The organism is Kitasatospora sp. NPDC088742, assembly GCF_055584905.1.
Genome location: NZ_JBVJLD010000020.1, coordinates 77,378 through 91,669, shown reverse-complemented (window position 1 = coordinate 91,669; position 14,292 = coordinate 77,378). Strand labels below are relative to the sequence as shown.

Genomic DNA, 14,292 nt, shown 5'->3' with positions numbered 1-14,292 from the left:
GCGCAGTGTCCCGTATCCGGAGGCCTTTCGGGCTCGGCCCCGCCTGGATTCACCCTGTCGTGCTCGCTGGTCGACCTTCACCGGCCAGGACGGACTGCTCGGTGTGGTCGGTGAGGTGACGGACCGTCGGGACGGTGAGTAGGAGGAGGGCGGAGGCGACGCCGATGGCGCTCATGGCGTAGAGGGTCGGGCGGAGGCCCGCGGCGAAGGCGACCGGGCCGGCCACGACCAGGCCGAGGGGCATCAGGCCGGAGGAGAGGAGGAAGTCGTAGGAGCTGACCCGGGAGAGGGCGTGCTCGGGGATGTGGGTCTGGAGGCTGGTCTCCCAGAGGACGAAGAAGAGCGAGACCGCGACCCCCGTGACGGCCTCCAGGCCTGCCACCACCCACACCGACGGACCGGCCCCGATGATCACGGCCTGGCAGGAGGCGACCGCCAGGGCGGCGGCGCCGAATGCCAACGGCCGTGCGGGGCGCAGGCGGTAGGCCAGCAGGTCACCGGCGACCGCGCCGACGCCGAAGGCGACCGTGACGATCGACCAGCCCTCGGCCCCGTTCCACTCCCGGTCGGCGAGGACCGGCCCGAGGACGAAGATCGAGGGCAGCACCACCACGTGGTAGACGCCCATCGCCGCCATGCCGGACCAGACCCAACTCCTGGACCGCACATGGCTCCAGCCCTCCCGGAGCTCCGCGAGGAAGCTGCCTCCCGACGGGGCGTCCGAGGCCGAGGCGGGCCGCGGCCGCAGCCGGGCGAGGAAGGCGGCGCTGACGGCGAAGCTCACCGCGTCCACGGCCAGCGCGCCGCCGGGGCCGGCCAGCGCCACCAGCGCGCCCGCCACCGCCGGGCCGACCACCAGGCCGGCCGACTGCACCAGCCCGCGCAGGGCGTTCGCCTCGCGCAGCCGTTCGGTCGGCACCAGCAGCGGCAGCAGCCCGGTGGCGGCCGGCATGAAGAACGCGTCGGCCGTCCCGAAGACCATCATCAGGCCCACGAGGTAAGGGACTTGGGCCTGTCCGGTGAGCAGGAGCACCGCCACCGCACCCTGGGTGAGACACCGCACCACGTCCGAGACCAGCATGATCCGGTGCCGGGGGAAGCGGTCCGCCCACACCCCGCCGGCCAGGGTGAACAGCAGCATCGGCACCAGCCCGGCGGCCGCCACCAACCCGACGTCGGCCATCGACCCGCCGATGGCCAACACCGCGAACGGCAGTGCCACCATGGTGATCCGGTCCCCCAGGACCGAGAGCGCCTGCCCGGCGAACAGCCGGGCGAACTGCGGCTCCTCGCGGAGCACCGGGGGCAGCAGGGGTTTCACGGCGGGACCAATCGGCAGGAGCGGGCACGAGCAGCCCGATGCTAGGGAGCGTCCCGCCTCGCTGTCGCCCGAGTTTTCGCCGCCGTCCCGCGCGAGCCGTCCTGACGGTCCGTCGCCGAACCGGGCACCGACGGACCGTCAGGACCTGGACGCAGGATCAGGCTCAGGCTCAGGCTCAGGCGAAGGCGACCTGGGAGATCCTGGCCCGGTAGAACTTGGGCTGCAGCTTGTACCCGAGCCCGAGGGTCTGGGATCCGGAGTACTCGCCGGTGGCGTCGAAGAAGTCGACACGGTGGTTCCACCACGCCGCCGGCTGGGTGGTGTCGGTGACTCCGATCGCCTGGAGCCAGAAGTACTCGCCGGACGGGGACCGGCCGAAGGCCTTCACCCCACGAATCTCGACCGCCTTCCCACCCAGGGTGGGCGCCCACGGGATCCGGACCGCGTCCGCCTTGCGGACCCGGCCCATCGTGGAACCGTCGGTCATCAGCAGGTGGTCGTGCAGGCCGCTGAGGTCGGTGTCGAGGCTGTGCCCGCCGTCAACCGTGATCTGCGCCTCGTTCTTGAGCTTGAAGTCCGCGCTGGAGCTGCCCGAGCAGCTGTACTTGATCAGCACCTTGTCGCCGAGCACCCAGAGGAAGGTGCCGTCGAACCAGACCCCGTGCGCGCCGGGGAAGGTGAACTCGGTGACCTTGGTCAGGCTGCTCATGTCGTCCGACCGGTTCGGCAGCGGGGCGTAGACGGTCACGAAGCCGGCAGCCGGGTGGTTGCCCGGGCCGCCGAAGCCGGTGTCGTTGTCGCTGGAGACCACGACCACGGCGCCGACGTCGGGTATCCGCTCGATGCCGTGCGGGTTGCCGTAAGGGGTGGCCGACCAGAGCAGTTCGCCGGAGGCGACCTCGACGATCCCGACGTTCCCGTAGGAGGCCGTCACCAGGGCGACCGTGCCGTGAGCGCTGGTGCTGCGGAACTTCACGTCGGAGAGGTTGCGCCAGTTGTCGACCGTGCCGGGCTTGGAACCGGCCGGAAGTGCGGGCGGGGCCCAGGCCCAGCGGCAGGTGCCCGGGGTCCACGGCCCGGCCGCGGGGTGGACCAGAATCCGGTTGGAGGCCTGTTCGCAGACGGCCAGGTCGTACGGGGCTGCGGCGGCGGCCTGCGCCTCGGCGGCGGGCAGGGCCATCGAGGCCAGCGGCGCACCGAGGGCGGTGGCGGTCAGGCCTTTGAGCATGGAGCGGCGTTGCACGTGCGTCCCCCGAAGATCATCCATTGGTCGACGCACGAACCTACCCGACGCTCCCGTCCGGGCCGACCGGGGGCCTCCCCCCGTACCGGCGCGACCGCCGCGCTGCGCCCATCGGGCGAGGGTCCCATGTGGCGGGCGCCGCCGCGAGGGGTCGGCGCGCAGCCGGGCCTTCACCGTCCTGGTCACCCTCCCCGACGGCACCACGCCGGAGGAGCCGTTCTTCCGAGAAGACCAGCACGTCGTTGACGTACCACTCGACCAGGGCCGGTTTGTCGGGGTGGTACTCGAAGGAGTCGATCTCGTTGCCGCCCTGGTGCCAGGTCCACAGTGCGGGCCAGGCGCCCATCTCCTTCGGCATCCGGATCCGGGTCTCGGCGTAGTCGCCGGTCTTCACCATGAAGCGGTCGGCCCGTGTACTCGGTGGTGATCAGCCCGGTGTCCCAGGCCTTGCGGCCGCTGGGGAGGGTGAAGCTGCTCGGGGTGGCGGAGAAGACGGCCATGCCGTCGGCCACCGCGACCTTGTCGGGGTCGATCCGGTCGAGCCTGTCGTCGTCCGGGTTGTAGTCGCAGTACCGGTAGGCACTGCTGGTGGTGAGGTTCCACTTGACCGGCGAGCGCGCAGCGTCTGACGGCGCGTGGGAACGACCTGAGCACGGCATCTCCGAAGGCGTGCGGACGCCAGGAGGATGACCGGCCGGGCCCTGACCGGGCAGGTCGCTTCGAACGCCAACGACCCCGGTACGCATCACAACCGCACGGCTCCATCCGGTGACCCCGCGCCCCCTGACCGCCCTACAATCGGCGAATGATCTTCATTGTGGTGAAATTCCCCGTCAAGCCCGAGTACGTGGACGTCTGGCCGGAGAAGGTCGCGGACTTCACCCGCGCGACCCGCGGCGAGGAGGGCAACCTCTGGTTCGAGTGGTCGCGCAGCCTGGAGGAGCCCGACACCTACGTCCTGGTCGAGGCCTTCGCGGACGGCGCGGCCGAGGCGCACGTGACCTCCGCCCACTTCGCGGCCGGCCTGGAGACCATCCGTCCGCTGGTCACCCGCACGCCCGAGATCGTCAGCACCACCATCGAGGGCGCTCAGGGCTGGAGCCGGATGGGCGAGCTCCAGATCGACTGACCGGCCGTCAGCCTGTAGCACCGACCGGCCGGGCCGGCGCCCCGCACCGTCGGGCCGCCGGCCCGGTTCGAAAAAACTGGCGAACTTTCCGTTATCCCCGCTGCGCCACGGATCTCCCATGTGTCGGCACGCATTACTTCCCCGTCTGCCGACGAGGAGAACCATGTCACGCAAGAGGCAGTCACACCGCCGTCGGAGCCGTCGCGGACTGTCGTTCGCGGCCGCGGCCGTCGCGGCAGGACTGATCGCGGGCACCTTCGCCCTCACCACCGGCCTCGACAGCAGCCGGGACACGCACGTCTCGGCGGACGCGCCGGTCGTGCAGGAGCTGGTGGAACCGACCGCCGCCGCCGCGCCGCAGCAGAAGGAGAAGCCCGTCCCGGTCAGCTCGGTCCCCAAGAACGAGCCGGCCAAGGGCCTCGTCTACAGCGGCCTGGTCCCGGCCACCGCCGGCGACCGCTGCGCGGGCGTCTACAAGGCCGGCGAGGGCGAGCACCAGTGCACCCACGGCCCGGACGCCCCGCCGCCCGGCAAGGACGTTCAGAAGGAGACCCCGCCGGCCGTCACCGGCGAGCGGAAGACCCCGGACCTCAACGTCCTCACCGGTGAACTTCCCTCCGCCGCCGACCTGTTGGCCGGTGCGCCGCCCGTCATCGACCTGCAGAGCGGCCGCCAGCTCACCGCCGCCGGGGCCGCGCCCACCGATGCCGCCGGATCCACACCGGCGGCCGCGGCCGAGGGCTCCAAGGTGGTCTGCGACGGTGACGGCTCGACCGGGAACCGGGTCCAGGTCATCTACGCGCACGGGCCCGGCAAGGACCGCTTCGGCCAGTACCTCGCCTCGTTCAAGAAGTGGGCGGCCGACACCGACGTCATCTACAACGCCAGCGCCCAGGAGACCGGCGGCACCCGGCACGTCCGGTACGTCACCGAGTCCGACTGCTCGGCGTCCGTGCTGGACGTCGAGCTGCCCGACGCGGCGCTCCAGGAGTTCGGCGCGAGCAACAAGGCGCTGGCCGCCCAGGGCTTCAACCGCAAGGACCGCAAGTACATGATCTTCGCCGACGCGAACGTGTACTGCGGCATAGGCACCTTCAACGGCGACGAGCGCCCGGGCCAGGACAACCTCTCCAACTTCGGCCCCTCCTACGGCCGTACGGACAACGGCTGCTGGGGCGGTTCCACCGCCGCGCACGAGCTCGGCCACAACCTCGGCGCCGTGAACAACAGCGCCCCGCACACCAGCAAGGGCGCGCACTGCGTCGACGAGTGGGACATCATGTGCTACTCGGACTCGCCGTACTACCCCAAGATGCAGACCGTCTGCCCGAACCGGGCCTCGGACGACCGCCTCGACTGCAACCACGACGACTACTACAACACCGCCCCGCAGCCGGGCAGTTACCTCGCCACGCACTGGAACGTCGCCGACAACCGCTTCCTCCTCCGGGACGGCGGCGCCACCCCGGACCCGACGCCCACGCCGACCCCCACTCCCACCCCGTCCCCGACCACGGCGAGCCCGAAGCCGAGCCCGAGCACCAGCGCGAGCCCGACCAAGTCGGCCTCCCCCAGCCCGAGTTCCAGCCCGACGGCCAGCCCGACCGGCTCGCCGACCGCTTCGCCGACCCCGAGCCCGACCACCGCGAGCCCCACGCCGACCCTCTCGCCCTCCCCGACCGGCGGTACCACCACCGGCCCCCGGGTGACGGTCGGTCAGACCACCGCCGTCTCGGCCGTGCTCAGCTGGCCGGCGGTCGCCGGGGCGCGCGGCTACGACGTCCAGGTCGACGGGCGCTCGCTCGCGATCGTCGGCTCCACCGTGGTCCGCCTGGTCGGCCTGCGGCCGGACACCGGGTACAAGGTCGCCGTCGCCGTCCAGGACGCCGCCGGCACGGTCGGCCGCCCGGGCCAGGCCACCGCGTTCCGCAGCCTCAAGGCGGCCGGCCCCACGCCCACCAAGCCCGGCACCCGCTACCTGGTGACCAACGACCTCACCGGCCAGGCGGCCGACATGTGGGGCGGCTCCACCCGGGACGGCGCCGTGCTGATCGGCTACCAGCGCACCGGCTACAGCAACCAGCAGTGGCTCTTCGACGACGCCGGTGACGGCTACCTGCGGATCCGCTCGGCCAAGTCGGACAAGTGCCTCCAGCTCGGCGGCACCGCGGTCGCCGGGCAGTACGTGGCGCAGCAGCCGTGCTCGGCCGCCGACGCCCAGAAGTGGCGGATCGGCGCGGCCGGCCAGAGCTACCTGCTGACCGCCAAGGGCTCCACCCTGGTCCTCGGCACCAGCAAGCGCTGGTACTACGGCGGTTGGCTGCTGGAGCTCCAGCAGCCCAACGGGCAGGCGTACCAGAACTGGAGCGTCCAGGCCGCCGCCTGACGCACCGTCTCGGCCGGTGGTGGTACGGGGTCCCGCCCCGTACCACCACCGGCTCTCCCCTTCCCCGACCCAGGAGCCCCCGTGCGCCTCCGCACCCTCGCCGCCTCCCTCGCCACCACCGCCGCCGCCGCCCTGCTCGCCCTCGGCCCGGTCACCCCGGCCGCCGCCCACGGTGACACCATCGCCTTCGCCGTCACCGCCCTGGTGGACGGCCACCTCACCGTGACGGCCACCTGGCAGAACGACCACGACCCGGTCGACGAGAAGGTCGCCGCCACCGTCAACGCCACCAGCTCGGACGGCCGCGCCGTCGGCCCCTGGCCGCTGGTCGCCGTCCCCGGCCCGCCCGGCGTCTACACCACCGCCCGCCAACTCCCGCCCGGCCACTGGACGGTGGCGGTCGACTCCGGCTTCCCCGCCCTCGGCCACGGCGAGGCCGAACTCGACGTCACCGCCGTCCCTGGCACCGCCCCCAGCCCCACCGCCACCCCTTCGTCCACCCCCACCCCCACGCCGACGCCCAGCGCCGCCCTGTCCACCAGCACCACCACCGCCGCCGCCGCCGAACCGGCCCGCGAGACCGGTCACGGCACCCTGGTCACCGCCCTCGTCCTCGCCGCGGCCGCGGCCATCGCCGTGGCGGTCGGCGCCCCGCTGCTGGCCCGCCGCCGGCGCAGCTCCCGCTGACAGCCGGTGCCGTGTCGGTGCTCATCCGGCCGCCGACCGCTCCTGCCGGACGGTGGCGAGGAGTTGGTCCGCCTCGGCCTGGGTGAGGACCAGGGCCTTGATCTCGATGTCCTCGGCGCGGTCCCAGTAGGAGTTGCTGCCGGCGGCGTTCGCCCGGGCCTGGCTCTCCGCGGCGACCTGCCGGTACACGGCGGCAGCGGCCGGGTTGTCACAGGTGAGGGTGCCGGTGACGGCGTTGCCGCCGACCGGCAGCGACTGCGGGCCGCTGGAGCAACTGCCCGCCGCTCGGCCGTCGATGGTGAGCTTGCCGACCGTCAGCAGCACGTTGACGCGCGAGAGCCCGCGGATGACGGCGTCGTCCCGGAGGATGTCCGCGCTGACGACCTCCTTGACGTGGCAGCCGGAGCCGTCGCAGTTCACCGAGCTGCCGGCCCCGTGACCGGTGAAGTCGAGGGTTCCGTAGGTCGCCGTCGGGAGGTCCTTGACGTACTTCTCCAGACCGTCGTACACCGTGCCGACCTCCGTCGGCGCGACGGTCGCCAGGTCGACCGACGAGGTCTCCCACAGCGGGGAGTGGGCCTCCACCGTGCGGGGCAGCTGACCGTCCTTCGGGAAGTGGAAGTTCATCGCGCTCGGCGGCTCCCAGCGCAGGAAGCGGTACGGCGCGTCCCGGGAGACGTAGAGGTAGCCGACGGTGGTGTCCGCGCGCAGGGCCGGGACGCCGTTGACGTCGGTGGGCTGCGGGTCCTTCGCGGCCGGGAGCCGGGGCTTGTCGGCGAGCGCCTGCGAGAACCGCTTGGCGAGGTCGGCCGGCGTCTCGTACAGCGACATCTCCTGCGTCAGGCGGCTGCCGCCGTCGGGGGTGCTCCGGTCACCGAGGCCGCTGTAGGTCCACAGGCGCAGCATCCCGTCCGAGGTGTGCCAGCGCGAGTAGTCCTTGCCGCCGATGGTCAGCAGGTCGTGCGAGTTCCTGTCGGACTCCATGGTGTCGCCGATGAGGTGGCTGGTGCCGAACTTCTCGCCGTGCGTGGTCACCGTGACGTCGTTGAGGTACTCCTTGACGTTCCAGTCGCCCTGGTAGCGGACGCCCGGTGCCGTGGACAGCGCCCGCACCGCCTGGTCGAACGGCTCGCGCAGCACCTTCTCCTCGGCGACCGGACCGCCGCCGCCGTTGCCTCCCGAGGAGACCGACCAGGTGACCGCGCTCACCACGGCGAGCAGCACGGCCAGCACGACCAGCAGTGCCTTGACGCTCAGTGCCGCGCCCGCCCCCGCGCCGAGAGCGGCCGTCGAACCGGCGGCGGCGTGGCCAACGGGCGCTCCGGCGGCGGCCGTTCCGGCATGGCCCACCTCCGCATGGCCCGCCGGGGCGGCGGCGTGCGGAGCGACCACGGCAGGCTGCGCGGGAGCGGGCGCGGGCGCGGGCGAGAGGTTGGCCATGTGCGAGGCGACCGAGTCGGCCTGCGCACCGGGCGTGGCGACGGCGTTCGCCGCGCCCCCGTGAACCGCGCCGCCGTGCGCCCCGGCCCCGCTCAGGCCGGCGCCCGGTGCGGGGACGGTCGGGGCGGTCGGGATGACGGGCAGCGGGCCCGCCAGCGACGGCGCGACGCTCTGGGCGTGGAGCGCGGCCGTCGCGCCGTGCAGGTCGCCGATCGCCTTCCAGAGCAACGCGGCCTCGCCGAGCAGCACGGCCGCGATGACCCGACGGCCCGTCAGCAGGCTGCGGATGCCCTCCTCGTGGACGAAGAAGGTCTGCGCCGGCCGGTCGCCGGCCCGCTCGGCGGCTCCCCAGCCACGGCCGAGCAGCCGGCCCCACGCCCCAGGGCGCAGCGCGCGGGCCAGTGCCGGGGAGGCGGCCCGGGCCAGGGCGACCGCGAGTTCGGGCCGGCCGTCCGCCTCGGCGAGCGCGGCCGCCCGGTCCAACGCCCGGCTGTGCGCGGCCACTTCGGCGGGGGTGGTGTCCGGCCGGGCGATCCACTCGGTGAGCTGCGAGCAGATCCGCTGGTACGGGAACGGGGCGGTCCGGCCGAGGGCCGCCGCGACGGCCTCCGGCGGGCAGCGGTAGCCGTCCTGTTCGGCCCGCAGCAGGCCGACCTCGGCCAGCCGCTCGCACACGCCCGTGACCTCGGGCAGATCGACGATCGCGCCGATCCGGGCCGGTGCCAGCTCCGCGCCGTCCAGGGTGGCCAACAGGCGCAGCACCTCCGCCGACGGGGCGTCAAGTCCCTGGAGCAGCAGCGGGACCAGCTCCGCGACCTCGCCGGCCAGGGGCAGCCCGCCGCCCGCGCCGGCCCGGGCCCGGGCGAGGACGCCGGCCTGCAACAGGTGCAGCGGCCGCCCCTGGGCGGCCTCCCACAGGCCGGTCGCGGCGGCCAGTTCGTCCTCGGCGAGCGGGCGGCGCAGTTCCCGGACGAGCAGTTCCAGCCCGGCCGCCCGGTCCAGCCCGGCGAGTTCGACCAGCGTGCCGTCCCCGCCGAGCAACGACGCCTGGTGGGAGGCCAGCACGAAGGTCGCGTCCGGCACCAGGTCCGCCAGGGCGAGGGCCTGAGCACGGGTCAGGTCGGCGTTGTCGAGGTAGACGGTGACCCGTACCCCTTCCATCAGCCGCCGCAGTTCGGGCACCGAGGGGGCGTAGCCGACGGCGTCGTAGCAGGCCTCGAAGACCTCCTGCGCCAGGTCGGCCACCTCGCGGCCGAGGGCGTCGAGGTACACCCGCCCGTCGGGGGTCGGGGCCGGCCGGTGCGCGGCGTGGCGCAGCAGCATGCTGGTGCCGGCGCCGGACGGTCCGCACAGCTGCACCAACCCGCCACGGCGGACCGCCCGTTCCAGCTCGGCGAGTTCGGCGCCACGCCCCAGCGGCGCCGACTGCCCGCGCGGGAGCAGCGCCACCCGCTCGCGACGCACCGGGGTCGGGCGGCGGCCGGACACCAGGAGCGTCACCGAGGAGCCGTGCTGGGCGTCCACCACCAGGTTGTGGTCACCGATCACCACCTGCCCGAGGACATCACCGCCGATGTCGACCCGGTAGTCGTTGCTCACGTCGGACCCGGCCGGTTCTTCCATCACGAAGTCTCTCCCGGCCCTGACGTGCGGCCGTTCTCGGGGCGGACCGCGGCACGTGCGGTCGACCGGTGCGGAGGATGGCGGCCCGCCGGGCGTGCGCACGCGCACGACGGGCCCCGGAACTGCCCTCGCGGGCGTCCCGTCCTCGGTCACGGTAGGGCGGGCGCCGCAGCGAGATCCCGTCGAACTACGGTTTCCGCCAAGACGGCCTCACGGTGTCGGCCCCAGGCGCGTCCACGGGTTGGCGGGGTCGGTCGAGGGCTGGTTGCCCTTGGTCCAGTACTTCGCCCTCCAGTAGTGGCCGCCGAAGGAGACGACGGTGCGGGTGACACCGCTGGGGTCTCCGGCGACGATCTTCGTCCCCGGTGCGGTACCGCTGTTCCTGGGCTCGGCCACGAAGTCGGGCTTCGCGTAGGTGGTCCCTGCGGCGAAGCCGGCCAGCCCGTACGAGGTGCCGTGCTGGGGAGCGCCGGTGGCAGGGCTGCCGTTCCGGTCGCGCAACTGCCACCACTGCCCCGGGCTTCCGTCGCAGTCGGTCACGCTCAGCGCGGCGAGGCGGGCCGGCGCGCCGAGGCACTGCTCGTGGCCGCCGCTGGTGCTCTTGACCCGGTACCAGCCCGGGCCGCCGTCCTCGGTGACGGTCCACAGCTGGTTGGCGTTGCCGTCCTGCTTCTCGACCAGATGGGCGCTGTCCCAACTGCCGGGGTGGTCGAGGAGGTTGCCGCTGGCGACGTCCTCGATCCTGTACTGCTGGCCGGTCTGCCAGAGGGTGAACGGCGCCCACACGGGGTTGTGGGTGCGGGCCGCGTCCCATGCCTCGGCCTGACACCCGGGGCCGTCGGTGGCCGGCGGGGTGACCGTGCTGGAGCCCTGGCGACGGTCCTGGGACAGGCCGTACTCCGTACCCTCGATCCTGACCGTGACGTTCGCGGGCCCGGTGACGGTGTGCTCGGACGTGCGGACACTACGAGCGGGGCGTCAACGGGCGATCAACGTTCAATCTACGTACCGGAGGCCCCACCGACGGGAGCTCACGGCCCGTCACCTACCCGCGTTCACCAGCGCTGTTGTCGTTCGGGGCGACTCAAATGATTTTGATCATTTCTTCATCGACGATCTAGCATGGCCTCCCGGCGCCGGAGTCACCGGCGTCCGGAAAGGTTCCCTCATGCGCATCCGCAAGCTCCTCGCCGCCGCCACCGTGGCCGGCACCGTCCTGGCCTCCGGCCTGGCGACCACCGGTACGGCCTCGGCCTCCAACCTGGCCGACTGCGAGGGTGGCCACTACGTCTGCCTGTACTACAACTCCAGCGGCAGCGGCTACGGCGCGGTCTTCGTCCAGACCGGCAACATCTCGGACTATTCGGGCTACCGCTTCGGCGAGAGCGCCTACGGCACCAACGGCGCCGGCCTCTCGGTGAAGAACCACGCCGCCTCGGTGGACAGTTACTACCCCGGCTCCTTCACCGTCTACTACAACAGCGGCACCCGGAACTGCAGCTACGCCTGCCAGACCATCCCGGACTACAGCTTCCGCGACCTCAACTCGACGATGAAGAACAACAACGCGGCGGGCTTCTTCGGCTGAGCCGAGCCCGACCGCGGTCTCCGGCCGAGCGTCTCGGCCGGAGACCCGCCCCACCATCGCCCCGACTCCGAGAGACCAGGCCTGTGTTCAGCCGTCCGCGCCGTCCCGCCGCACTCCTGCTCGCCCTGCCGCTGCTGCTGGCCGGCTGCGCGGGCGCCGACGCGGACCCGCCGCGCGGCGCCGACGCACCGACCCGGGTGGCCGTGCCGCCCCAGGTGCCCGCCACGCCCGTGCTCGACTCGGCGAACGACAGGCCGCTGCCGCTGGACTCCTACCTGCTCGCCCCCGCACAGCAGTTGACGGTCCAGCGGGCGCAGACCAAGCTCACCAAGGCCTGCATGGCCCGCCTCGGATTCGACTACGCACCCCCGGAGCCCGCCCCTCCCGCGCGCGACACCGACGCCCCGACCACCCGCGTCGACGGCCGCTACGGACCGCAGAACGCCGCCACCATGGCGAAGTGGGGCTACCACCCGGAGGGCGGCGGCGCCGGGCCGGACGCACCGCCGTTCCTGCCGCAGCTGAGCCCGGAGATGACGACCGCGCTGCGCGGCTCCTCCGACCCCAAGCAGAAGTACGGTTCGGGCGGGCAGGTCCTCAACGGCCGGACGGTGCCGGACCGCGGCTGCGTCGGGGAGTCCGTCCGGAAGCTGACCGGCGCGGCCGACGGCTGGGTGGGCGACGCACAGCTCGCCGAGGACCTCAAGTTCCGGACCCTGCTGGACTCCCAGCACGACGCCCGCACCCGGGCGGTGTTCGCGCAGTGGTCGCAGTGCATGAAGGAGAGCGGCTTCGACTACCCGGACCCGGTGGCCGCACTGGCCGACAAGGCCTGGCAGAACGGCCCCGTGCCCTCGCCGCGCGAGCTCCAGACGGCGACGGCCGACGCGGCCTGCCGGCACCGGACCAACCTGGTAGGCGTCTGGTACGCGGTCGACTCCGCCTACCAGCAGCAGGCGATCGCCGAGAACGCCGCCGCCATGGCGGAGATCAGGACCGCCCTCCAGGCCCGGGTGAAGGCGGCGACCGAGACACTCGCCGGCTGACCCCGGGTGCCGCCGGACTCCGTCGCGTCGGGGCACGTGACAGGACCGGCCTCCCGTCGCCAGACTTGCGGGTATGTCAGTTCCGGCTCTCATCGGCGGCTTCGCCGGGCCCGAGGTCCGCGCCGTCCTCAGGAAGGCGTGCCAACTCGCCGGTGTCGCACCGGAAGGCGCCGAGCTGCTGCGCGGGCACACCAACGCGGTGTTCCGCCTGGAGGCCGCCCGAGCCGTCGCCAAGGTCGCGCGGGCGGGCACGCCAGTGGCGGAGGTCCGGCGCACGGTCCGACTGGTCCGGTGGCTCAGCGGTCAGGGCTTCCCGACGGTCGAGCTGCTGCCGCTGGAGCAACCGGTCCTCGTCGGCGAGCACGCCGTGACCTTCTGGCACCACCTCCCGCAGCCCGCCGGCCCGGTACCGGCGGCCCTGCTCGCCGTACCGCTCCGCACCCTCCACCGGCTCCCACCTCCTCCGTTCGACCTCCGCCCGCTCGACACGGTCGGTGCGATCCGCCGCGGTCGCCTTCACGGACCGTCCATCCGGTTGCGCCCCGGCGCCAGGCCTTGCGTCCCGATGGTGCTCTTCAAGTGGTCATGGCGAGCATTCTGCCTCACCCCGGTCCCAGCTCGGCGGCTGACGCACCCTCAGGCCGAGGGCGGCGGGCAGGTGCTCTCGCGGACGATCAGCTCGGGCCGCAGCAGGTGCAGCGAGTTGACCACCGGCCCGGACTTGGCGACGGCGCGCAGCAGCAGCTCGACCGCCTGACGGGCCATCTCCCGCATGGGCAGCGCCACGCTGGTGAGCGGCGGCCTGGTGAGCCGGACCTCCGGGTTGTCGTCGTGGCCGATCACGGAGAGGTCCTCGGGCACGCGCCGCCCCGAGGCCTTGGCCGCGTCGAGGGCGCCGAGCGCGAGCACGTCGTGGGTGGCGAACACGGCGGTCAGGCCGGGGTCGGCGGCGAAGGCGGCCTGGGCGGCCGCGACTCCGCCGGCCACGGTCGGTTCGGCGGCGCGGTGGACGGCGTGGTCGGGGACGGTCAGGCCGTCGGCGGCGAAGGCGCGGCGGAAGCCGGCGAGGCGGGAGCCGTGGTCGGGGCTCTCCAGGACGGCTACCCGTTCGTGGCCGAGCGAGCGCAGGTGGCGCCCGGCGAGGTAGCCGGCGTGCTCGTAGTCGACCGTGACCACCGGGAAGTCGTCGGGCACCGCCGTCTCCCAGGCGCAGAGCGCGACCGGGAAGCGGGCTGCGGCGAGCAGCGGCAGATGGGCCATCAGATCGCGGTCCCCGGCGATCAGCAGGGCGTCCACCGAGCGGCTGGTGAGGCTGGCCAGGTGGCGGCGGGCCCGTTCGCCGTCCAGGCGGGTGGTGGCGAGCAGCAGGTGGTAGCCGTGCTCCTCGACCACGTCCTCCACCGCCTCGACCATCTCGGCGTAGAAGGCGCCGGCCACGGTCGGGACGAGCAGGCCGACGGTCCTGGTGCTGCCGGTCGCGAGTGACCGGGCCACCAGGTTGGGCGTGTAGCCGAGCACCTCGATCGCGGAACGCACCCGGGCGGCGGTCTCGGGGCGGACAGGGACCCGCCCGCTGATGACGTTGGAGACCGTCTGCTTGGTGACGCCCGCGCGGTCGGCCACGTCCTGCATCGTCACCATGTGGGCCCCCTGAATTTTACCGGTCAAGCATGTGGCGTCGACGTTACGACCACCACAACCCCCGGTCAAGGCCCGGGAAGCACCGCGCGGACTTGCCCTCTCTGCCCGGTTTCGGCAATTTCTGCCGAGGCCCTTGTTTTACCGGTCAAAATGGTCTTACGGTCCTCGCAATCTCCTCGTCGTGCCCC

The 14,292-nt window shown here is 73.1% G+C and carries 12 protein-coding genes; 5 read left to right on the top strand and 7 right to left on the bottom strand.

Translation table 11 applies throughout. The features are described 5' to 3' along the window. Positions 1-49 precede the first annotated feature (49 nt). The 3 genes from ACZ6ZR_RS17895 to ACZ6ZR_RS17885 all read right to left on the bottom strand — a co-directional run bounded on the left by ACZ6ZR_RS17895 (position 50) and on the right by ACZ6ZR_RS17885 (position 2,961). On the bottom strand, positions 50-1,321 hold the full coding sequence (locus tag ACZ6ZR_RS17895; protein ID WP_465643320.1) for an MFS transporter: 1,272 nt from the start codon (positions 1,319-1,321) through the stop codon (positions 50-52). A 175-nt stretch (positions 1,322-1,496) separates the two neighbouring features. Then, a complete protein-coding gene (locus tag ACZ6ZR_RS17890; RefSeq protein ID WP_465643319.1) occupies positions 1,497-2,549 on the bottom strand; it encodes a hypothetical protein in 1,053 nt (350 codons plus the stop codon). Between the two features lie 55 nt (positions 2,550-2,604). Continuing rightward, entirely contained in the window at positions 2,605-2,961 is a 357-nt protein-coding gene (locus ACZ6ZR_RS17885; RefSeq protein ID WP_465643317.1) for a hypothetical protein, read from the bottom strand. A gap of 408 nt (positions 2,962-3,369) precedes the next feature. Here ACZ6ZR_RS17885 and ACZ6ZR_RS17880 point away from each other — a divergent pair, with 408 nt between their 5' ends. The 3 genes from ACZ6ZR_RS17880 to ACZ6ZR_RS17870 all read left to right on the top strand — a co-directional run bounded on the left by ACZ6ZR_RS17880 (position 3,370) and on the right by ACZ6ZR_RS17870 (position 6,766). After that, the gene (locus tag ACZ6ZR_RS17880; RefSeq protein ID WP_465643315.1) at positions 3,370-3,693 is read left to right on the top strand and encodes a putative quinol monooxygenase; all 324 of its coding nucleotides are present in this window, start codon (positions 3,370-3,372) and stop codon (positions 3,691-3,693) included. A 163-nt stretch (positions 3,694-3,856) separates the two neighbouring features. Beyond that, positions 3,857-6,079, top strand: a complete 2,223-nt coding sequence (locus tag ACZ6ZR_RS17875) for an RICIN domain-containing protein (protein ID WP_465643313.1) — start codon at positions 3,857-3,859, stop codon at positions 6,077-6,079. An 81-nt stretch (positions 6,080-6,160) separates the two neighbouring features. Beyond that, complete coding sequence (locus ACZ6ZR_RS17870; RefSeq protein ID WP_465643311.1) at positions 6,161-6,766, top strand: hypothetical protein; 606 nt, start codon at positions 6,161-6,163, stop codon at positions 6,764-6,766. Positions 6,767-6,787: 21 nt separating this feature from the next. Here the strand turns inward: ACZ6ZR_RS17870 and ACZ6ZR_RS17865 are convergent, their stop codons facing one another. Together ACZ6ZR_RS17865 and ACZ6ZR_RS17860 are read right to left on the bottom strand one after the other, a co-directional pair. Next, the gene (locus ACZ6ZR_RS17865; RefSeq protein WP_465643309.1) at positions 6,788-9,832 is read right to left on the bottom strand and encodes an ATP-binding protein; all 3,045 of its coding nucleotides are present in this window, start codon (positions 9,830-9,832) and stop codon (positions 6,788-6,790) included. A 207-nt stretch (positions 9,833-10,039) separates the two neighbouring features. Beyond that, positions 10,040-10,615, bottom strand: coding sequence for an RICIN domain-containing protein (locus ACZ6ZR_RS17860; protein ID WP_465643307.1), 576 nt, complete (start codon positions 10,613-10,615; stop codon positions 10,040-10,042). Positions 10,616-10,997: 382 nt separating this feature from the next. Between ACZ6ZR_RS17860 and ACZ6ZR_RS17855 the strand changes: the two genes are divergently transcribed. After that, positions 10,998-11,417, top strand: a complete 420-nt coding sequence (locus tag ACZ6ZR_RS17855) for a hypothetical protein (RefSeq protein WP_465643305.1) — start codon at positions 10,998-11,000, stop codon at positions 11,415-11,417. An 83-nt stretch (positions 11,418-11,500) separates the two neighbouring features. Further along, on the top strand, positions 11,501-12,463 hold the full coding sequence (locus tag ACZ6ZR_RS17850) for a hypothetical protein (RefSeq protein ID WP_465643303.1): 963 nt from the start codon (positions 11,501-11,503) through the stop codon (positions 12,461-12,463). Positions 12,464-12,539: 76 nt separating this feature from the next. Here ACZ6ZR_RS17850 and ACZ6ZR_RS17845 read toward each other — a convergent pair whose 3' ends face one another. Beyond that, positions 12,540-12,827, bottom strand: a complete 288-nt coding sequence (locus ACZ6ZR_RS17845) for a hypothetical protein (protein ID WP_465643302.1) — start codon at positions 12,825-12,827, stop codon at positions 12,540-12,542. A 272-nt stretch (positions 12,828-13,099) separates the two neighbouring features. Continuing rightward, entirely contained in the window at positions 13,100-14,104 is a 1,005-nt protein-coding gene (locus ACZ6ZR_RS17840) for a LacI family DNA-binding transcriptional regulator (RefSeq protein WP_465643300.1), read from the bottom strand. Between the last annotated feature and the right edge of the window lie 188 nt (positions 14,105-14,292).

What these genes read in the sequence shown, in the direction of transcription:
- ACZ6ZR_RS17890 (WP_465643319.1), bottom strand. Translation starts at nt 2,549, where the DNA reads ATGCTCAAAGGCCTGACCGCCACCGCCCTCGGTGCGCCGCTGGCCTCG.
- ACZ6ZR_RS17885 (WP_465643317.1), bottom strand. Translation starts at nt 2,961, where the DNA reads ATGGTGAAGACCGGCGACTACGCCGAGACCCGGATCCGGATGCCGAAG.
- ACZ6ZR_RS17880 (WP_465643315.1), top strand. Translation starts at nt 3,370, where the DNA reads ATGATCTTCATTGTGGTGAAATTCCCCGTCAAGCCCGAGTACGTGGAC.
- ACZ6ZR_RS17875 (WP_465643313.1), top strand. Translation starts at nt 3,857, where the DNA reads ATGTCACGCAAGAGGCAGTCACACCGCCGTCGGAGCCGTCGCGGACTG.
- ACZ6ZR_RS17855 (WP_465643305.1), top strand. Translation starts at nt 10,998, where the DNA reads ATGCGCATCCGCAAGCTCCTCGCCGCCGCCACCGTGGCCGGCACCGTC.
- ACZ6ZR_RS17840 (WP_465643300.1), bottom strand. Translation starts at nt 14,104, where the DNA reads ATGGTGACGATGCAGGACGTGGCCGACCGCGCGGGCGTCACCAAGCAG.